Annotated in this window: 16 protein-coding genes, 1 rRNA gene and 1 riboswitch; of the genes, 4 read left to right on the forward strand and 13 right to left on the reverse strand. The window is 71.4% G+C overall.

Features of this window, described 5'->3' with window-relative positions; translation table 11 throughout:
* Nucleotides 1–229: 229 nt before the first annotated feature.
* Complete coding sequence (locus AB0P06_RS20295) at nucleotides 230–802, forward strand: hypothetical protein (RefSeq protein WP_363609145.1); 573 nt, start codon at nucleotides 230–232, stop codon at nucleotides 800–802.
* A gap of 349 nt (nucleotides 803–1,151) precedes the next feature.
* Nucleotides 1,152–1,343 carry a DUF5999 family protein gene (locus AB0P06_RS20300; RefSeq protein ID WP_363609147.1) on the forward strand — a complete coding sequence of 64 codons (192 nt, stop codon included), beginning with the start codon at nucleotides 1,152–1,154 and terminating at the stop codon, nucleotides 1,341–1,343.
* A 79-nt stretch (nucleotides 1,344–1,422) separates the two neighbouring features.
* On the opposite strand, the gene gcvP is transcribed toward AB0P06_RS20300, so the two are convergent.
* Nucleotides 1,423–4,323, reverse strand: coding sequence for an aminomethyl-transferring glycine dehydrogenase (gene gcvP / locus AB0P06_RS20305; protein ID WP_363609149.1), 2,901 nt, complete (start codon nucleotides 4,321–4,323; stop codon nucleotides 1,423–1,425).
* Nucleotides 4,324–4,561: 238 nt separating this feature from the next.
* A riboswitch (glycine riboswitch) is annotated at nucleotides 4,562–4,665 on the reverse strand.
* 223 nt (nucleotides 4,666–4,888) lie between these two features.
* Between gcvP and AB0P06_RS20310 the strand changes: the two genes are divergently transcribed.
* Together AB0P06_RS20310 and AB0P06_RS20315 are read left to right on the forward strand one after the other, a co-directional pair.
* The gene (locus AB0P06_RS20310) at nucleotides 4,889–6,118 is read left to right on the forward strand and encodes a PRC and DUF2382 domain-containing protein (protein ID WP_363609151.1); all 1,230 of its coding nucleotides are present in this window, start codon (nucleotides 4,889–4,891) and stop codon (nucleotides 6,116–6,118) included.
* Nucleotides 6,119–6,260: 142 nt separating this feature from the next.
* Nucleotides 6,261–7,742: an MFS transporter gene (locus tag AB0P06_RS20315; protein ID WP_363609153.1), complete on the forward strand. Its 1,482-nt coding sequence runs from the start codon at nucleotides 6,261–6,263 to the stop codon at nucleotides 7,740–7,742.
* Nucleotides 7,743–7,884: 142 nt separating this feature from the next.
* Here the strand turns inward: AB0P06_RS20315 and AB0P06_RS20320 are convergent, their stop codons facing one another.
* The 12 genes from AB0P06_RS20320 to rrf form a co-directional block, all read right to left on the reverse strand.
* A complete protein-coding gene (locus AB0P06_RS20320) occupies nucleotides 7,885–9,306 on the reverse strand; it encodes a DNA polymerase IV (protein ID WP_363609155.1) in 1,422 nt (473 codons plus the stop codon).
* Between the two features lie 132 nt (nucleotides 9,307–9,438).
* Complete coding sequence (locus AB0P06_RS20325) at nucleotides 9,439–10,110, reverse strand: ElyC/SanA/YdcF family protein (RefSeq protein ID WP_363609169.1); 672 nt, start codon at nucleotides 10,108–10,110, stop codon at nucleotides 9,439–9,441.
* A 153-nt stretch (nucleotides 10,111–10,263) separates the two neighbouring features.
* Complete coding sequence (locus AB0P06_RS20330; protein WP_363609157.1) at nucleotides 10,264–10,923, reverse strand: MerR family transcriptional regulator; 660 nt, start codon at nucleotides 10,921–10,923, stop codon at nucleotides 10,264–10,266.
* A 223-nt stretch (nucleotides 10,924–11,146) separates the two neighbouring features.
* A complete protein-coding gene (locus AB0P06_RS20335) occupies nucleotides 11,147–11,623 on the reverse strand; it encodes a bifunctional nuclease family protein (RefSeq protein WP_030303568.1) in 477 nt (158 codons plus the stop codon).
* Nucleotides 11,624–11,698: 75 nt separating this feature from the next.
* Nucleotides 11,699–12,391, reverse strand: coding sequence for a MerR family transcriptional regulator (locus AB0P06_RS20340; RefSeq protein WP_363609171.1), 693 nt, complete (start codon nucleotides 12,389–12,391; stop codon nucleotides 11,699–11,701).
* Nucleotides 12,392–12,573: 182 nt separating this feature from the next.
* A complete protein-coding gene (locus AB0P06_RS20345; RefSeq protein WP_363609173.1) occupies nucleotides 12,574–13,455 on the reverse strand; it encodes an FHA domain-containing protein in 882 nt (293 codons plus the stop codon).
* Between the two features lie 214 nt (nucleotides 13,456–13,669).
* Nucleotides 13,670–14,713, reverse strand: a complete 1,044-nt coding sequence (locus tag AB0P06_RS20350; protein ID WP_363609159.1) for a DUF881 domain-containing protein — start codon at nucleotides 14,711–14,713, stop codon at nucleotides 13,670–13,672.
* Nucleotides 14,714–14,765: 52 nt separating this feature from the next.
* Nucleotides 14,766–15,098, reverse strand: a complete 333-nt coding sequence (locus AB0P06_RS20355; protein ID WP_030062488.1) for a small basic family protein — start codon at nucleotides 15,096–15,098, stop codon at nucleotides 14,766–14,768.
* Nucleotides 15,095–16,213 (reverse strand): DUF881 domain-containing protein, encoded by a 1,119-nt coding sequence (locus AB0P06_RS20360; protein ID WP_363609161.1) that lies wholly within the window; start codon nucleotides 16,211–16,213, stop codon nucleotides 15,095–15,097. Before AB0P06_RS20360 ends, AB0P06_RS20355 begins: the two co-directional genes overlap by 4 nt.
* Before the next feature lie 166 nt (nucleotides 16,214–16,379).
* Nucleotides 16,380–18,875 carry a sugar phosphate nucleotidyltransferase gene (locus AB0P06_RS20365; RefSeq protein WP_363609163.1) on the reverse strand — a complete coding sequence of 832 codons (2,496 nt, stop codon included), beginning with the start codon at nucleotides 18,873–18,875 and terminating at the stop codon, nucleotides 16,380–16,382.
* 124 nt (nucleotides 18,876–18,999) lie between these two features.
* Entirely contained in the window at nucleotides 19,000–19,611 is a 612-nt protein-coding gene (locus AB0P06_RS20370; RefSeq protein ID WP_363609165.1) for a CDP-alcohol phosphatidyltransferase family protein, read from the reverse strand.
* A 99-nt stretch (nucleotides 19,612–19,710) separates the two neighbouring features.
* Nucleotides 19,711–19,797, reverse strand: a 5S ribosomal RNA gene (gene rrf, locus AB0P06_RS20375); the annotation flags it as partial.

The raw sequence follows: 19,797 nt of genomic DNA on the forward strand, positions 1-19,797 counted from the left end.
CCGCCTGTGATAAACAGGTCACCCTGCGCACCTGTTCGAGTAGAATTCGCACTGCACTGCGCTCCGGCCGGTCTGCTACTGCTCCGAAGCCCTCGTCGACTGCAGCAGCCGCGCCGGCACCGCGATCATGCACAACCGGACACGGCCAGGTCCCGTCACCGATGACACACCGCGCCACGCCGGTATGCCGCACTCGCACGCCGATCTCGCACGGAGAGGCGACCTCGCCATGACTCTGCAGACCCCCCAGCCCCCGCCCAGTGCCCTGCGCGCGGTCCTCGCCGCGCTCGACTCGGAGACCGCGCTGCGCCAACCCGCCGCCGCAGCGCTGCTCCACCCGGCCGGCCCACTGCTCCCCGCACACCCGCTCGCGGTCTACGTCCTGGACGGGCCACGCCCCGAACTCCGCGCCGCCCGGCGAACGGGCTGGCGCTTCCTGATCAAGGACGGACCCGAGGTCGCCGCCGCGGCGGAGGTCGTACAGGGCGTGGAGGGCCACGCCTTCTCCCACTTCACCGCCGGGCCCTACCTGGACTCCACCGTCCGGGCCCTGCGCCAGGCCTGGCAGCTCGCCCAGTCCTCCCGGGCCCGGCAGCAGCCCAGACTGCTGACCTTTCCCGGCCAGTACGCGACGGCGCTGTGGCTGCACAGCCCGGACGCCGGCCCGGCCTCGGACCTGCTGATCCCGCTGGCACCGGCCCCGCTCGGGGTCACCGCGCACCGCGCCTATCCGGCCGGCGACCTGCTGGCGGCCCTGGCACGGACACCGCTCGCCGGGTCGCTGCTGCTCGGCTCGCCCTGAGGCCCCCCACGGCACCCCACCGCCCTGCCCGCCCACCCGGGCGGGCCATCGGGCATGGCCTTCCCGGGCCAGCCGGACGATGGCCCGTCCGGGGGTGATACACCCGCTACGCCACCTGAACGGGTGATCTCTGCCCGGGGGTTGTGGCGCGTGTCACGAAATCGCTGCGCGATCGTCCCCGGATGCCGACACTGGGAACCAGCGTGGAAGGACCCCCTGTCCTACCCACTTGAGCGCCGGCCCACACCTGGCCCGGCGCCGGACAGGATCCGGCTACCGCGGCGGCTCCCGATGGTCATCCGTCGGCCGCACCACGGGGTGGATCGCAGAGCGAAGCGAGGGTACGCGAATGTGCCAGCACCGTCCTGAGTGCCCGTCGGCCGAATCCGAGGACCGCGAGGCGGCCGTACCGGTGGCCTGCCACCCGGAGCAGGGCTGGAGCCTGCTCTGCAACGGCGTCCTGCTCTTCGAGGACACCGGCGAACTGCTGCCCGACGGCCGGGTGATCGCCCCGCGCCGCGCCGTCGCCCACGCCGCGTAGACGGCCGGGGCGACACAGGACGGGGCAGGGCCCCGGCGGAACGTTCCGCCGGGGCCCTGCCTGTGCCGTCCGGGCTACGTCAGGAGCCGTACTCGTCCAGCGGCGGGCAGGAGCAGACCAGGTTGCGGTCGCCGTACGCGCCGTCGATCCGGCTGACCGGCGGCCAGTACTTGTCCGCCGGGTTGACGCCGGCCGGGAAGACCGCCTCCTGCCGCGAGTAGCCGTGCGCCCAGTCGCCGGCCAGGGCGGCTGCGGTGTGCGGGGCGTTGCGCAGCGGGTTGTCCTCGGCCGCCCACGCGCCCGAGCCGACCTTCTCGATCTCGGCCCGGATCTCGATCATCGCGTCGCAGAACCGGTCGATCTCGTGCAGGTCCTCGGACTCGGTCGGCTCGATCATCAGGGTGCCGGCCACCGGGAACGACATCGTCGGCGCGTGGAACCCGTAGTCGATCAGGCGCTTGGCGATGTCGTCCACCGAGACGCCGGTCTCCTTGGTGAGCGGGCGCAGGTCGATGATGCACTCGTGCGCGACCAGGCCGCCGGGGCCGGTGTAGAGCACCGGGAAGTGCGGGGCCAGCCGCTTGGCGATGTAGTTGGCGTTCAGCACCGCGACCTGGGTGGCGTGCTTGAGCCCCTCGCCGCCCATCAGCCGGACGTACGCCCAGGAGATCGGCAGGATGGCGGCCGAGCCCCAGGGCGCGGCCGAGATCGGGCCGACGCCGGTGGCCGGGCCGGCCTCCGCCTGGAGCGGGTGGTTGGGCAGGTACGGCGCGAGGTGCCCGCGCACCGCGACCGGGCCGACGCCGGGGCCGCCGCCGCCGTGCGGGATGCAGAAGGTCTTGTGCAGGTTCAGGTGCGAGACGTCCGCGCCGAACTTGCCCGGCTTGGCGAGGCCGACCAGGGCGTTCAGGTTGGCACCGTCCACGTACACCTGGCCCCCGGCCTCGTGCACGGCCGCGCAGATGTCGGTGATCTGGGTCTCGTACACGCCGTGGGTGGACGGGTAGGTGACCATCAGCACGGCGAGGCTGTCGCGGTGCTTCTCGATCTTGACCTTGAGGTCCTCGACGTCCACGTCGCCGTCGACCAGGGTCTTGACCACGACCACGCGCATGCCGGCCATCACGGCGGAGGCCGCGTTGGTGCCGTGCGCGGAGGACGGGATCAGGCAGACGTCACGCTGGGTGTCGCCGTTGGCGTGGTGGTAGGCGCGGACGGCCAGCAGGCCGGCCAGCTCGCCCTGGGAGCCGGCGTTCGGCTGGATGGAGACGGCGTCGTAGCCGGTCACCTCGACCAGCTGCTGCTCCAGCTGACGGATCAGGGTGAGGAAGCCCTGCGCCTGGTCGATCGGCGCGAAGGGGTGCAGCTGGCCGAACTCGGGCCAGGTCACCGGCTCCATCTCGGTGGTCGCGTTGAGCTTCATGGTGCAGGAGCCCAGCGGGATCATGCCGCGGTCCAGCGCGTAGTCCCGGTCCGACAGACGGCGCAGGTACCGCAGCAGCGCGGTCTCCGAGCGGTGGCTGTGGAAGACCGGGTGGGTCAGGTACTCGTCCTCGCGCAGCAGCGCGGCGGGCAGCGCGTCGGCGCCCTCCGCGACCTCGACGCCCTCGACGCCGAACGCGGCCCAGACGCCCGCCAGGTGCTCGCGGGTGGTGGTCTCGTCGGTGGAGACCGAGATCCGGTCCTCGCCGTCCTGGTAGACGTTGATGCCGTGCTCGCGGGCGGCCTCGGCGATCGCGGCGGCGCGGCCGGGGACGACGGCGGTGACGGTGTCGAAGAACTCGCCGTGCAGCAGTTCCACGCCGCCGGCCCGCAGGCCCTCGGCGAGGGCGGCGGCGTAGCGGTGGGTGCGCCGGGCGATGTCCGCCAGGCCGTCCGGGCCGTGGTAGACGGCGTACATCGAGGCCATCACGGCGAGCAGCACCTGGGCGGTGCAGATGTTGCTGGTCGCCTTCTCGCGGCGGATGTGCTGCTCACGGGTCTGCAGCGCCAGGCGGTAGGCGCGGTTGCCGTCGGCGTCGACGGAGACGCCGACCAGGCGGCCGGGCAGCGAACGGGCGTACTCGGCGCGCACCGAGAGGTAGCCGGCGTGCGGGCCGCCGAAGCCCATCGGCACCCCGAAGCGCTGCGAGGTGCCGCAGGCGATGTCGGCGCCGAGCGAGCCCGGGGACTTCAGCAGGGTGAGCGCCAGCAGGTCGGCGGCGACGGCGACGATCGCGCCGAGGCCGTGGGCCTGCTCGATGACGGGGGTGAGGTCGCGGACCACACCGGTGGCACCCGGGTACTGGAGCAGCACGCCGAAGACACCGCGCTCGACGATCTCGGCCGGGATGCCCGCGGAGAGGTCGGCGACGACGACCTCGACCCCGGTCGGCACGGCGCGGGTGTTGACCACCGCGAGGGTCTGCGGCAGGGTCTCGGCGTCGACCAGGAAGACACCGCCCTTGACCTTGGTGACGCGGCGGGCCAGCGCCATCGCCTCGGCGGCCGCGGTGCCCTCGTCGAGCAGCGAGGAGCCGGAGGTGGGCAGGCCGGTCAGGTCGGAGACCAGGGTCTGGAAGTTGATCAGCGCCTCCAGGCGGCCCTGCGAGATCTCCGGCTGGTACGGCGTGTAGGCGGTGTACCAGGCCGGGTTCTCCAGGACGTTGCGGAGGATCACCGGCGGGGTGAAGGTCCCGTAGTAGCCCAGGCCGATCATCGGCTGGAGCACCCGGTTGCGGCCGGCCAGCTCGCGCAGCTCCGCGAGCACCTGGGCCTCGCTGCGACCCGCGGGCAGGTCCAGACCGGTGATGGAGCGGATCGCCTCGGGCACGGCGGTGGCGGCGAGCTCGTCCAGCGAGCCGTAGCCGACCTGGGCCAGCATCTTCTCCTGCGCGGCGGCGTCGGGGCCGATGTGGCGGGTCTCGAAGGGGCTGGCCTGCTCAAGCTCGGTGAGGGTCGCGGCGCTGGTGGAGCGTCCGGCGTTCGGCTGGGCGTTCATGGTGGTCGAGGCCTCCTGGTCACGGACCGGCGGGGGTCCGCACGCCGGACGGCTCCGATCGCTGCGGACAGCGGCTCGGCCCGGGCGGACGAACCCGACAGGCCTCCCCCTCTGTCATCGGGACCTGAGAGCTTCACCCGCACGGTGCGCTGTGGGCGCACCGTCGGCTTGCACCGTCGGTGAGGGTGGTGGCCGCCGGCTCCCTCGCCGGCGGTCCTGCCCTGCTTTCCAGAGTGACCTATCCCACACGGTACGGATGCCTGAGAGATTCCGGGGAGGAGTTGCTCCTTCGGCGCCTCGACCAGCGGTTTTCGCGGTCGGGGACTCTCCCGAGCGGGCTCGGCGGTCGCGCCCAGGGTACCAGCGGGAAGCCCTCCGATCACGGGTACGTCAGGTCACTCGGCCACTTCACCCGTGACCCGTACAGCGGAGCACCCGGCCCGGACGGCTGCACCCGGCTCGCGTATGTCTGGTTCATGGCTTTTGGTGTGAAGTGGCGGAGGGAACGGGTGCTCAAACCGCCGGCCTACGGCGTTCCGCAGGAACAGCTGCACGGGAGGAAAGAGTGCAAACCGATATCGATCCCCGGGACCTCATCGGCCACAAGGCGGTGGACCGCAACGGAGACAAGATCGGCACGGTCGACGAGGTGTACCTCGACGACGCCACCGGCCAGCCGGAGTGGGCCGCCGTCCGGACCGGCATCTTCGGCCGGGACGCCTTCGTCCCGCTGACCACCAGCGAGTTCTCCGGCGACGAGCTGCGGGTGCCGTACGACAAGTCCCTGGTGAAGGAGTCGCCGGACTTCGGCGTGGGCCAGCACCTCTCACCGGCCCAGGAACTCCAGCTCTACCGCTACTACGGACTCGACACCCCGGCGGACGACCGCTCCGGGCCCGACGCCGACCAGCCGGCCGACCTGGACTTCGGCGCCGTCCCCCCGGCGGAGAAGGCCGCCGACGCGGCGGGGGCGGGCGCGGCCGCAGGCGTCGCGTCCACCGCCGCGGCTCCGGCCAAGCACCTCTCCTTCCACTCCGCAGACGCCGCGCCCCCCGCCGGGCCGCTCGCCTTCCACTCCGCCGACACCGCGCCCGCCAAGCACGCCACCACCCCGGCGGTCGACCTCGGCAAGCCGTCCGGACCCGCCCGGGAGACCGCCTCGGGAGCCGGCACCGCCACCGCGCCCGCCGCCGCGCCCCGGCCGCAGACCACGGAGCCCGACACTCCGGCCGTCAACGGCGCCCCGGCCGTCGACGGCGCCCCAGTCGACGCCGCACGGCCGGCCCCGCCCGCGCCCGGCAGCCCGGTGGAGCTCACCTGCCGCGAGGAACGGCTGGAGGTCACCACCGAGTGGCACGTCCTGGGCACCGCGAAGCTGCGCAAGTACGTCATCACCGAGGCGGTGGAGCACCGCGTCCCCGTGGTCCGCGAGCGGGTCCGGGTGGAGCGGACGCCTGTCAGCGAGGCCGAGCGCGCGCTCATCACCAACAAGGAGATCGCCGAGTCCGTCGAGGAGGTCACGCTGCGCGAGGAGCGCCCGGTGGTCCGCAAGTACCTGGCGCCCGTCGAGCGGGTCCGCCTGGTGGTCGAGCGGTACACCACCGAGGAGGTGATCCGCGACGAGCTGCGGCGCGAGCACATCGAGGTGCACGACGCCACCGCGCCCGCCCCGCCCCCCGCGACGGCGTCCGTCCACACGCCCGCACCCCCGGCGGCCCACACTCCGCACCCGGCCACAGCCGCCCGTGCGGTGGACGAACCGGCCCGCGAGGCTCCGGTCCGGCCGCTCATCTGAACCGGACATCAGCAGGACCCCGGGCCGCCGCGGCCCGGGGTCCTCGACTTTGCCAAAGCTTCACCAATCGATATTTGACACACTGAAGTATCCCCCTGCATGGTTACTTCAGTTCATTCACCATGTACAGGAGGAAGCAACCGTGAGTGAGGCACCACAGCCCACCACCACGAAGCCAAGCAGCGCCCGGGTCCTGCCGGCCCTCATCCTGGCGATGCTGTCGTTCAGCGTGGTGCAGACCGCGGTCGTTCCGATCCTGCCCTCGCTGGCCAAGGAGCTCGGCGTCTCGGGCTCCAGCATCACCTGGCTGATGACCGCCAACCTGCTCTCCGCCGCCGTGCTGACCCCCCTGCTGGGGCGCTTCGGCGACCTGCGCGGCCGCAAGCCGATGCTGCTGATCTCGCTGGCCGGCCTGGTGGCGGGGTCCGCACTCGCGGTCACCACCCACTCCTTCACCTGGCTGGTCGTCGCCCGCGTCCTCCAGGGCGCCGGCGGTGGCGTGCTGCCGCTGGCCATCAGCATCGTCCGTGACGAACTGCCCAAGCAGAAGGTCACCGGCGGCGTCGCGGCGATCAGCGCGTCGATGGGCGTCGGCAGCGGCCTCGGCCTGGTCGCCACCGGCCTGCTGCTGGAGCACTGGAGCTACAAGTCGATCTTCTGGATGGGCCTGGTCTTCGGTCTGCTCGCGGTCGCCCTGGTCGCCTTCCGGGTGCCCGCCGACCCGGTCACCGACAAGGACGGCGGCGCCGACCCGCTCGGTGCGATCACCCTGGCCGGCTGGCTCTCCGCCCTGCTGGTCGCGGTCAGCCAGGGCAACCACTGGGGCTGGACCTCCACCAAGACGCTCGGCCTGTTCGCCGTCGCCGCCGTGGTCGCCCTGATCTGGGGCGTCATCGAGGTCAAGGTCAAGCACCCGCTGGTCGACATGACGATGATGTCCCGCCCGGCCGTCGCCTTCACCAACCTGGCCGGCCTGCTGATCGGCTTCGGCATGTACGGCTCGTTCATGGTGATCAGCAACTTCGCCCAGACCCCTGAGAAGCTCGCCCACTACGGCTTCACCGCCACCGTGCTGCACGCCGGCATCATGCTGCTGCCCTCCGCGCTCGGCTCGATGGTCGCCGCCCCGCTCGGCGCCCTGCTGATCGCCCGCCGCGGCCCCCGCCTCCCGCTGGTCCTCGGTGGCGTCCTCGGCGCCGTCGCGATGGCCTACCTGGCCCTGCGGCACAGCCACGAGGCCGACATCTACACCGCCTCGGCGATCTTCGGTCTGGGCATCGGCCTCGCCTTCTCGGCGATGCCCGCCTACATCAACGGCGCCGTCCCGGTCGAGCAGAGCGGCATCGCCAACGGCATGAACGCCGTGCTGCGCACCGTCGGTGGCGCGATCGGCACCGCCGTGATGGCCGCCATCCTGACCGGCGACACCATGAAGCTGCCGATCCCGGTCTCGCTCCCCACCCTGGACGCCTACAAGCACGCGTTCTGGACCGCCGCCGCGGTCTGCGTGGTCGCCGGCGCCGTCCCCTTCCTGATCCGCAGCGTCAAGCCCGCCACCATCGTGGCCCAGGGCTCCGCGGCGAACCACGACTCCAGCCCCGAGCTGGTGAAGACCGACGCCTGACGAGGCGTCCACCCCCGCGCTCAGGGACAGGGCGCGGGGGACCGGACCCCGAACGGTCGACGAGGGCATCGCGACCGTCCGAGGCCCGGCACGGCACGCGGCCCCACCCGGATCCCCCGCCGGGTGGGGCCGCTTTGTATGTTCAGCCCTCCCCTGCCGAGCCTTCCGCCCGACCCGCCTCCCCGTCGTCGGGAGCCCCCTCGTCCCCGCGCAGCGGCAGCGGCCGGGCCGGCTCCAAAGCCGGATCGTCCACCGCGAAGGTCCGCACCCGGCCCCGCCCGCTCCACGGCGTCTCGAACCGGACGGTCACCCGGCCGACGCCACTGCCCTGGACCCAGCCCGGCCCGAACCCGGCATGGCGGACGTCCTGCCCGGGCATCCAGTGCCGCACCCCGGCCGCCACCGGCTCGGGCTCCGCACCGGTCGTCTCGTCCTCGTCCGCCTCCCGCTCCGCAGACTCCTCCCGGACGGCCTGCGCGAACAGGTCCTCCTGGGTGTAGTCGGCCAGCTGCGAGACCCCGACACCGAGCAGCCGCACCCCGCCGGTGATGTCCACCTGGCCGGCCAGTCGGCGGGCCGTCTCGGTGATCACCGTCTCGTCGTCCGTCGGGCCGCGCAGCGTCTCCGAGCGGGTCAGCGTGGAGAAGTCGAACCGGCGGACCTTCAGCACCACCGTCCGGCCCGAACGCCCGGCCGCCCGCAACCGGCGCACGCACCGCGCCGCCAGCACCTCCACCTCGCGCAGCACCCGCTCCCGGTCGGCCAGGTCCACCTCGAAGGTGTCCTCCACCGAGACGGACTTGGCGTCCTGGTCGGCCACCACCGGCCGGTCGTCCAGCCCTGTCGACATCTGGAACACACCGGCGCCGTGGGCCCTGCCGAGCAACTGCACCAGCTCGGTCTCCCCCGCCTCCGCGAGATCGGCCACGGTGTTCAGACCGGCCCGGCGCAGCACCTGCTCGGTGGCCGGCCCGACACCGGGCAGGGCCCGCACCGGCATCGGCCCGAGCACCGCGCGCTCCTGGCCGGGCTCGATCAGCACCAGCCCGTCCGGCTTGGCCTGCTCGGAGGCGATCTTCGCCATCAGTTTGGACCCGGCCGCCCCGACCGAGGCGGTCAGCCCGGTGCGCCGGTGGATGTCCGCGCGCAGGTCCTCCGCCAGCGCGAGCACCAGCCGCTCCCCCGTCGCGTGGTCCGCCGCCGCCAGCGCCGGTCCGTACGGGCCGGCCTCCAGGTCGACGAACGCCTCGTCCAGGCTGAGCGGCTGCACCAGCGGCGACAGCTCGCGCAGCAGGCCCATCACTATCTCGCTCACCTGCCGGTAGGCCTCGAACCGCCCGGACAGGAACGCCGCGTTGGGGCAGAGCCGGCGCGCCTGGGCCATCGGCATCGCCGAATGCACCCCGAACTTCCGCGCCTCGTACGAAGCGGTGGAGACGACGCCACGCCCGCCCAGCCCACCGACGATCACCGGCTTTCCACGCAGGCTCGGCTTGGCCGCCTGCTCCACCGCCGCGAAGAAGGCGTCCATGTCGAGGTGGATGATGCTCGGCAGTGACCGCACTCGCCGATCATGCCGCACGGGTCCGACAGTCCGTACGAACCCGGCCGCCGCCCGTCACCCGTCGGCCGTCACCAGCCGCCGGGGAGCCTGCCAACCTGGACCGATGCCACGCTGGATCGACGCCGCCCGGGGTCAGCGCTGCCCCGCGACCGACCCCGCGTCGGCCAGTGCCTGCGGAATGCCCTGTTCCGCAGGGCCGAGGAACACCGGATCCGGCCGCAGCCAGGCGTTCAGCGCCGCTTTTCCCGCTCCCGGGATCTCCCGCAGCCCGCCGTACAGCCAGGTGGCGTCGTGCAGCTCCGGTACCCCGACCGCGTAGGAGTCGATGCCCGCCGCCTCGCAGAGCGCCAGCGCCCGCCGGACGTGGAAGTCCTGGCTGACCAGCACCGCCCGGTCAACCCCGAAGATCCGGTGCGCCCGGGTGCAGGAGTCCCAGGTCTCGAAGCCCGCGTAGTCGCCCACCACCCGCACCTGGGGCACCCCGTGCTCGACCAGGTACTGCCGCATCGCGTCGGTCTCGTCGTAGCTGTCCCGCCCGTTGTCACCGGTGACCAGGATCGCCTGGACCTTCTGCAGCCGGTACAGGTCGACCGCCGCGTCCAGTCGGTGGGCCAGATACGGCGACGGCTTGCCGTCGAAGAGCCCCGCGCCGAAGACCACCGCCACCGGTGCCGTGGGCGCGCTCTCCACCGTGCCCACCCGGTCCCCCGCCGACATCCACAGCCAGGCGCTCGGCGCCAGGGCCAACGAACAGCAGATGGTGGCGAGTTGGAAGATCCTGCGCTGGGTGCGCCGCCGCCGCAGCCGGACGCCGAGCCGCAACGCCCGCCGCCTCAGCAGACCAGGTATGCCGGAGCCGGACCGCACATGCCCTCCCTTGATCGGTTCACCAGGCACGACGAGGCCGCGGGCCCGGACGGTTCCCCGTCCGGGCCCGCGGCCTCGTCAGCTCCCGCGTCAGCCCGCGCGGTTGCGGCGCTGCGCCAGCTCGTCCGCCGGGTCCTGTCCGATCACGGTCTCACCGGTGTCCGTACGCTCGGCGTGCAGCCGCCCGAGGGACCGCTCCAGCTCCTGCCAGACCGCACCGACCGCGATGCCGAAGACACCCTGACCGCCCTTGAGCAGATCGACCACCTGCTGCGGCGTGGTGCACTCGTACACCGTCGCGCCGTCGCACATCAGCGTCAGCCCGGCCAGCCCGGTGACCTCCGGGGACTGCAGATGGGCGACCGCCACCCGGATGTTCTGCAGCGAGACACCCGCGTCCAGCAGCCTCTTCACGATCTTCAGCAGCAGGATGTCGCGGAAGCTGTACAGCCGCTGGCTGCTCGCCGGATACACCGACCGGACGCTCGGCTCCAGCAGCCCCGTCCGGGCCCAGTAGTCCAGCTGGCGGTAGGTGATCCCGGCCGCGGCACAGGCCGTCGGGCCCCGGTAGCCGATCAGCTCGGAGGTCGGCGCGAGGCGCTCGATGGCCGGCTGGCCCGGCTGTACGGCGGGGAACCGGCCCACCCGGGGCAGCTCCGGCCGGTGCAGGTCAGCCACGCTGCGAGCGGTGCGCGACATGTGCACGGCGCACAGGCCTCCCACGGCCGCTTCATCGCCGGTGCTGATCATGCCTACCTCCGTCCACTCGTCCTGCGGGCAACCCAGGCTGCGGGCGAGAGACACCCTGACAACCACTCCTGACGGTAGGCAGTCCCCTATGGCCCGTCAACGATCGCCACGCCGAGCGGGATAAACCGCGTCACTCGGGAGAGTGGTTTTTCGTGCCCCTAGTGTGGGTAAGTAGTCGCCTTTTGGCAAAATGACCGAACGCCCGCCCCGCCAGGTCTCCGCATTACTGCGGACCGCTGCCGCCGAAGTCCTCGGGCGACACCTGATCGAGGAACTCGCGGAACTTCTCGACCTCGTCCTCCTGCTCGTCCGGGATCGCGATGCCCGCCTCCGCGAGCACCTCCTCGCTCCCGTAGATCGGCGTGCCGGTCCGCAGCGCCAGCGCTATCGCGTCGGACGGCCGGGCGCTCACCTCCACCCCGCCGGCGAAGACCAGTTCGGCGTAGAACACGCCCTCCCGCAGATCGGTGATCCGCACCTCGGTGAGCTGCTGGCCGAGCGCCTCCAGGACGTCCTTGAAGAGGTCGTGCGTCAGCGGGCGCACAGGCGTCATGCCCTGCTGGGCGAAGGCGATCGCGGTCGCCTCGCCGGGGCCGATCCAGATCGGCAGGTACCGATCGCCCCCGACCTCCCGCAGCAGCACGATCGGCTGGTTGGAAGGCATCTCCACCCGGACACCCACGACGTCGAGCTCATTCACACAGGCAACCCTATGGCCCTCGACCCGGATATGAAAGCGCAGAGTCGACGGCGCTGGTCAGCGCGGTGGGGCAGGCTACGAGCGGATTCGCAGGCCGGCCTGGACCATGGCCGCGTGGAGCCGCACGGAGAGCGTGGCCAGCTCCCTGGCGGTGGCCTCGGCGTGGGCCCTGGTCTGTGGGTTCCGGTGCCGCCGCAGCGGCGCCACGACCTGCTCGACCAGCGCGATCTCGCGGTCCGCGGCGGCCTTCATGGCCCGCAGGTGGCGCGGTTCCAGGCCGTACCGGCCCAGCTCCGCGACCAGCCGGGCCACCTGCAGCGCCTCGCCGTCGTAGCCGCCGTCCGGACCGGGTGCGACCAGCCCGTACGACTCCCACTCGGCCAGTTCGCCCTCGCCCGCCTCGGCGGCGGCCAGCAGCTCGGCCCGGCCGAGCCGGACCCCGGTCGAGGCCTCGGCGGCCGCCACCAGCTCGCGGTCCGCCTCCTCCATCGGCCCGGGCCTGGCGTCGGCAGGGGGCAGCGCGGGCGGGTTCTCGCCGCGCTCGATCGCGTCCAGGTGCTCGCGGATCACCCGCAGCGGCAGATAGTGGTCGCGCTGCATCCGCAGCACGTACGCCAGCCGCTCGACGTCGGCCGGACTGAACTTGCGATACCCCGAGGGTGTGCGCTGCGGCTCGACCAGGCCCTCCGCCTCCAGGAACCTGATCTTGGAAATGGTGACCTCGGGGAAGTCGTCCCGCAGGAAGGCCAGCACCGCTCCGATGCTCAGCAGCTCGTCGCCGGCGCGCCGTCGGCCACCCCCGGCCACCCGGTCCGAGTGGATCGGGCGCCTGGGGGCCGCGACCACCCCGCGCACGGTCTGGTCCGCTTGCGAACCGGACGACGCGGGGTTGGCCGCCCCGAGAGATGAAGGGGTGTTCGCGCTCACTCGGGCTCCTGCCAACGTTGGGGTCAGTACCCCCGGTTATGGCCGGCGAAGAACACCAGCCGGTACTTCCCGATCTGCACCTCGTCGCCGTTGTTCAGCGACACCTCGTCGATCCGCTCCCGGTTGACGTAGGTGCCGTTGAGGCTGCCCACGTCGGCGACGCTGAAGCCGGCCGGGGTGCGGCGGAACTCCACGTGCCGCCGCGAGACCGTGACGTCGTCGAGGAAGATGTCACCCTGCGGGTGACGTCCGGCCGTGGTGATGTCCGAGTCCAGCAGGAACCGGCTGCCCGAGTTCGGGCCGCGCTGGACGATCAGCAGGGCCGAGCCCGGCGGAAGCGCGTCGATCGCCGACAGCACCTCCGCCGACAGGGCCGGCGTGGCGCCGGTGCCGGTGGTGGTGTTGGGGTCGTACGACTCCAGGCCGGAGATCGAGATGGTCGACGTGGTCTCCGCCGCCCCCTCGGGCAGCGCGCCACCGCGCAGCGCCATACCGCAGTTGGAACAGAAGCGGGCCGCAGCCGGGTTCTGGTTGCCACACCTGGGGCACGGAATGGGGCCAGCCATGTTCACAGCCTCCTGGCGCGGCACACCCGACGGGTTGTGCCCGGCATACGGGTCCGGGGCAAACCCTCCACCAGAGGTTGAGGGTCCTGACGGGAAACCTATGCGCGGGGCGCCGGAGGGGTCAACCGACGCGCCGTAGCCCGCGGAATTTCCCGCGTACTGGGCGCCGGCACCGTCCCGGAACAACGGCCGCTCGGCGTAGTCCGCCCCCTCTGGGGCGGAGCGCATGCCCGGCACGGCGGGCTCTTCGTCGGCGCGGCGGTGACGCGCGGTGGGCGCCTCGACGGCGGCCGCGTCACGGCCCTTGTTGCGACCGAACAACTTCGAGAAGAAACTCACGGGCGAATCCCCTTGCGTGTGACAGACCCGCCCGCGGGGCAGGGTGAGAACCTCGGACAGGCTGCGGGCCCGGTCATGGATCGGGCCGGCTGGAGTGGTACTCCGACGGGTGGTGTTCCGGCGTGTGCTGGTGTGGACCAGTCTCGCCCACGCGACGGCGGCCTCCCGCACCGGGGGCCGCCCGCGGGTGACGGACCGTTCGACAGGTGCCCCGTCACTTCGGAGCCGGCTTGGCGTACTGCGGTGTCTTCAGATCGACGAGAGCGTCGACGACCACCTTCTGCTGCTGGGAGATGGTCGCCCGCGCCTGATGGCTCTCCAGGGTACGGACCACACCCCCCGGGATGTTCAGCGCGGGTGTGAGGTCCTGCGGGTTCCCCACGACGGTGAACCGATAGGGCTGCGAGACCTTCTTGCCGTCGATCTGCACGCCGCCGCCGGACACGTCGGTGAAGTAGGTGTTGACCACCACACGCACATCGTTGATCTGAATCGCCTCCGCCCCCGCCGCTCGGAGTTCCTGCAGGGTGTCCAGCAGCATATCTGCCTTCACCTGCCCTTGGGGATCATCGACCGTCAGTACGATGCCCGGACCAGTGGCTTTGACGGTCCCGGCGAGCACGCCGAGCTCCGTCACCTTCTTCCTGGTCTGTTCCTGGGCCTCCTTGGCCTGGTTGGAACTGTTCTCCAACTTGGCCAGGGACTGCTCGAGCTCCGCCTTCTCCTGCTGGAGACGCTGCTGGCGGCTGTCCAGTTCGTCGAGGATACGAACAAGATCCTCCTGGCGTGCGCCACGCAGCTGGCTGTGGTGGTCGTTCGTCGAACGCACCTGGATCGCCAGCGCCAGACCGAGCGAGAACAGCAGCACCGCCACGACCAGCTGGCCGCGCGACAGGCGCGGCGGCCAGAGCGCCGCCTTCAGGCGCCGCCGGCCCGCACCGCGGTCGTCGGCGTCCGGTTCCGCCCCGGGTTCGGCCGGCTCCTCCGCCGCTCGTACCCGCTCCGCCTCGGGCGCCGTCCCGGCGGCCGGTTCCGGCCCGGGCACCGCCACCGGCTGCGGCGCAGGCGCGGCGGGCTCGGCCGCCGCCTCGACCTCAGCCTTGGCCTCAGGCTTCGCCGGCCGCCCCTCGGCCTCCTGCTCGGCCTGGCCGCCGTTCCCCTGGTCGGACGACCCAGACCCCGCGACGGGCCCTTCCGGAATCCGCTCCGGCGCCTTGCCCGCCGCCTTCTCAGGCCCCTCGCCACTGCCCTCGCGCACGCCGTTTCCTGCCCTTTCGTCCACGTTCCCGTCCGCCGTCCCGCGGTCCGGCTCAGGCACGGAAGACATGGCGCCTGATCGCAGCGGCGTTCGAGAAGATGCGGATACCGAGGACGACGACCACGCCGGTGGACAGCTGCGAGCCGACGCCCAGCTGGTCCCCGAGGAAGACGATCAGCGCCGCGACCACCACGTTCGACAGGAACGAGACGATGAAGACCTTGTCGTTGAAGATCCCGTCCAGCATGGCCCGGACGCCACCGAAGACGGCGTCCAGCGCCGCCACCACCGCGATCGGAAGATACGGCACGACGGCGTCGGGCACCTCGGGCTGGACGAAGAGCCCGACGACCACCCCGATCACGAGACCCAGTACGGCAATCACGGTCTAGCTGCTCCTGTCCCTGCGGAGGAGGGCGGCCCGCTTGTGGCCGCCGTGGGCGTGTGGGCTGTCGTGGTCCTGGCGGAGGTGGTCGGCGTGCGCCTGCCCGAGGGCTGCCCGCTGGGCGTGGCCTTCGACGAGGCCCCGGCGGAGGGGCTCTCCGAGCCACTGGCGGACGGTGACACACCGGCGGAGGCCGAGGAGCCGGGGGCGGCCGACGGGCTCGCCGTCGGCGCCGGCTCGGGCGTGGCCGGCTGGGCGGTCCGCAGTGTGACGCCGACCGCCGCCGGCAGGGTCAGCTTCTTCTGCGCCGAGATCGTCGACTTGATGCCGTACTTCTCCTGGAGCAGCCGCAGGTACTGGCCCGCCATATTGCCCTCGAAGGCGGTGACCAGCTTCGGACCGTCCCCGAGCGCCTGCACGTTGTACGGCGGGACCAGCGGCCGGTTGTCGACCAGCACCGCCTCGCCGGCCGCCCGGATCGCCGAGAGCGCGGTGAGCCGCTGCCCGTTGATCGACACCGCCTCCGCACCGGACTCCCAGAGGCCGTTCACCACCAGTTGAAGATCTCGGTCCCGGAGGCGGCCGCTGTTGGAGAAGCCCTGCCCGGCGCGCGGATCGACGTTCCCGCCCGCGCCGGTGCCGCTCGCGTCCTCCAGCACCAGTTTCACGCCCGGCCCGGCGACCTCCCCGAGCCCGACGGTGCCCGCCAGGTCGGCCGGATCCGTGTCCCCCGAGGCCAGCGCCTGCTGCTGCGCGCTGTCGGCCTTCCGCCGCAGGTCCTGGACCTGCTGCTGGAGGTGGTCCACCGAGCCGTTGCTGTCGTTGATCCGCTGGATCAGCGCGTCGCGTTCCTTGGCCAGCGTCGGCTCGGCCTTGTGCGCGTTGACCGCGCCCACCGTCACCACAGCCCCGACCAGGGCCAGCCCGGCACCCAGCGTGAGCAGGCCCCGGGCCGTGCCCGGTATCCGGCTGTCGCGGTCACCGCCCTGCGCCGCGGCCGCCTCGGCGTAGCCCTCGTCCAGACTGTGGTCCATCACATTGGTCAGCAGGGACATCGAGGCGTCCGGACGGTTGTACCGTCCGTTACGGGCACCCGGTGTCGGCGTCGCTGGCATGCGGACCATCGTCCCATGTCGGCGGAGGACCCCGCGCACACCCCCTGACCTGCACACACGCCATAAGCGACGGATCATGACCAAGAGTGCGAAAACGGACAGCGGGGCGGTACGGGACATCCCGTACCGCCCCGCTGTCCTGACCGCGGTTCTCAGGACCCGGCCGTCACCGCCCGGCCCCGTCGACCACTGCGGCCCACTCGTCCAGCAGCGCCTCGGTCGCCGCGTCGTCCGGGCCCTCCGCCCAGAGGTGGGTGATCGCCTCGGCCGGGTCCGGCAGCACCAGCGTCCAGCGCCCGTCGGCCTCGACCACCCGCACACCGTCGGTGGTGTCGAGCCGTCGGCTACCGGCCGCCTCCACGACCGAGCGCATGACCATGCCCTTCGCCGCCCACGGCGTGGCGATGTCCCGGCGCCGGATGTGCGCCTGCGGGATCCGCGCGTCGATCTGGCTCAGCGTGAGCTGGGTCCGGGCCACCAGGCCGACCAGGCGGACGAACGCCGCCGCACCGTCCAGTACGCCGCTGAACTCCGGCACGACGAAGCCGCCGCGCCCGTCCCCGCCGAACACCGTGCCGTCGGCCGCGGCCGCCTTGGCGAGGTCGTCCGGCGAAGTCGTCGTCCAGCAGACCTGGGTGCCGTGGTACGCGGCCACCTGCTCGGCGATCCTGGTGGTGGTCACCGGGAGCGCCACCTGGCCACTGCGGCGCTCGGCCGCGACCAGGTCGAGCAGCACGAGCAGGGCCCGGTCGTCGTCGATCACCCGGCCCAGCTCGTCCACGAACGCCACCCGCTCGCCCACCGGGTCGAAGCGCACGCCGAAAGCCGCCCGGGACGACGCCACCAGCTCGCCCAGCCTGGCCAGCCCGGCCCTGCGCTCCTCCGCGTCCTCGGTGGGCCTGGACTCGTCCAGCCCGCTGGAGACGGTGAGCGCCTCCACCCCGAGCCGGCCGAGGATGCTCGGCAGAACGAGTGCGGCGCTGCCGTGCGCGGTGTCCACGACCACCTTCAGTCCGGCCTCGCGAACGCCCGTGGTGTCCACTGTCCGCAGCAGATTGCCCGCGTAGGAGTCGAAGACGCTGGACGGGAAGGTCAGATCACCGATCTCCCCGGGGAACGCGCGCCGGTACTCCTGGCGTGCGTACACCCGGTCGAGCTTGCGCTGCCCGGCCTGGGAGAGGTCGGCCCCGCGTTCGTCGAAGAAGAGGATGTCGAGCGAGTCCGGCACCCCCGGCGTGGTCCGCAGGAAGATCCCGCCCGCACTCCCGCGCGCGGTGTGCTGCCGGGCTACTGGCATCGGCACGTTCTCAAGGTCACGGACGTCGATCGCGCTCGTCTGCAACGCCGAGATCATCGCCCGTTTGAGTGCACGCGCACCACGCGAGTGGTCACGCGCAATGGTGACGGTGGCCCCCTTCTTCAGGGTCGTCGCGTACGCGCCGGCCAGCCGGACGGCCAGCTCGGGCGTGATCTCGACGTTCAGGATGCCCGAGACACCGCGCACCCCGAACAGGTGCTCCTGGCCGCGGGATTCCCAGATCACCGAGGTGTTGACGACCGCACCGGCCTCGATGGTCTTGAACGGGTACACCCGGACATTGGCCGTGATGATCGACTCCTCGCCGACCAGGCACTCGTCCCCGATCACCGCGCCGTCCTCGATCCGGGCGGCCCGCATCACATCGGTGTTCTTGCCGACCACACAGCCGCGCAGGTTGCTCTGCGGTCCGATGTAGACGTTGTCGTGGATGACCGCCCGGTGCAGGAAGGCGCCGCGCTTGACGACCACGTTGCTGCCCAGCACCGTGTGCTCGCGGATCTCCACCCCGGCTTCGACCTTGGCGTAGTCACCGATGTAGAGCGGCCCGCGCAGGACCGCCTCCGGGTCCACCTCCGCGCCTTCGGCGACCCAGACACCCGGCGAGATCTCGAACCCGTCGAGCTCGACGTCGACCTTGCCCTCCAGGACGTCCGCCTGGGCCTTGCCGTAGCTCTCGTGGGTACCCACGTCCTCCCAGTAGCCCTCGGCGACATAGCCGTAGACCGGCTTGCCCTCCTTGAGCAACTGCGGGAACACATCACTCGACCAGTCGACGGACTCCCCCGCGGCGACGTAGTCGAAGACCTCGGGCTCCATGACATAGATACCGGTGTTCACCGTGTCGGAGAAGACCTGACCCCAGGTCGGCTTCTCCAGGAACCGCTCGACCCGCCCCTCGTCGTCGGTGATCGTGATACCGAACTCCAGTGGATTCGGCACCCGGGTCAGACAGACCGTGACCAGTGCGTTCTTGCTGCGGTGAAACTCGATCAATTCCGTGAGGTTGAAGTCGGTCAACGCGTCACCGGAGATCACCAGAAAGGAGTCGTCCTTCAGCGCGTCCTCGGCGTTCTTGACACTCCCCGCAGTGCCGAGCGGCGTCTCCTCGTTGGCATATGTCAGATGCATTCCAAGCTCTTCGCCGTCACCGAAGTAGTTCTTGACCAGTGAGGCCAGGAACTGCACGGTGACGACGGTGTCGGAGAGGCCGTGCCGCTTCAGCAGCCGAAGCACATGCTCCATGATCGGCCTGTTGGCCACGGGAAGCAGCGGCTTCGGCATGCTGGAGGTCATCGGGCGGAGCCGGGTGCCTTCGCCCCCTGCCATTACAACGGCTTTCATTACGGGTGCGTCCTCCTTCGGGGTGGTGGACCTGCAGGTCCATCAAACCGTTCCAGAGGTTCTTCTACCCGGAAGATATCGTCCGACGCACCGTGTCGCCGTGGCACTTCTCTCAGATCACGTCTCAGCCTGTGGACGCGGCGCCGGCCCGGATGATCCGCCGCGCCTGAACGGCGTAAAGAATACCGGCCCACCAGTACAACGTGGTCCCCCACCAGATGAAGGCCCAGCTCACGGCCTCGGCCAGCCGCGAGATCCAGCTGTCGCCGACGCCGAGCAGGAGAAGCGGAAACGCGTACATCAGATTGAATGTCGCGGCCTTCCCCAGAAAACTCACCTGAAGCGGCCCATAACCATGCCGGTTCAGAATGGGCAGAAGCGCCAGGATAAACAGTTCACGCGCGAGCAGGATGCCCGTGACCCACCACGGCAGGATCTCACGCCAGGTCAGGCCGACCAGAGTGGAGAGGACATAGAGCCGGTCCGCCAGCGGGTCGAGCAGCTGGCCGACCCGGCTGATCTGCCCCCACCTACGGGCGAGCTTGCCGTCCAGGTAGTCGCTGATGCCACTCAGCATCAGAATCAGCAGCGCCCAGCCGTCGTTGTTCGGCCCGTCGAACACCGGCCAGAGGATCAGCCAGAGAAAGAGCGGAACACCGACCAGGCGGCCCATGCTCAGCAGGTTGGGGATGGTGAGGACGCGATCGGTCTGGACCCGCGTCTCCTGGACCTCCACCCGGGAGCCTCCTGTACCGTGTGACGACTTTTGCACATTGACCTTACAACAGAGAAGCCCCCGCCCGGTTCACCCGGCGGGGGCTTCTCTCGAATGATTGTTCGGCGGCGTCCTACTCTCCCACAGGGTCCCCCCTGCAGTACCATCGGCGCTGTGAGGCTTAGCTTCCGGGTTCGGAATGTAACC

Source organism: Kitasatospora sp. NPDC088351 (assembly GCF_040685575.1).
GTDB lineage: Bacteria > Actinomycetota > Actinomycetes > Streptomycetales > Streptomycetaceae > Kitasatospora.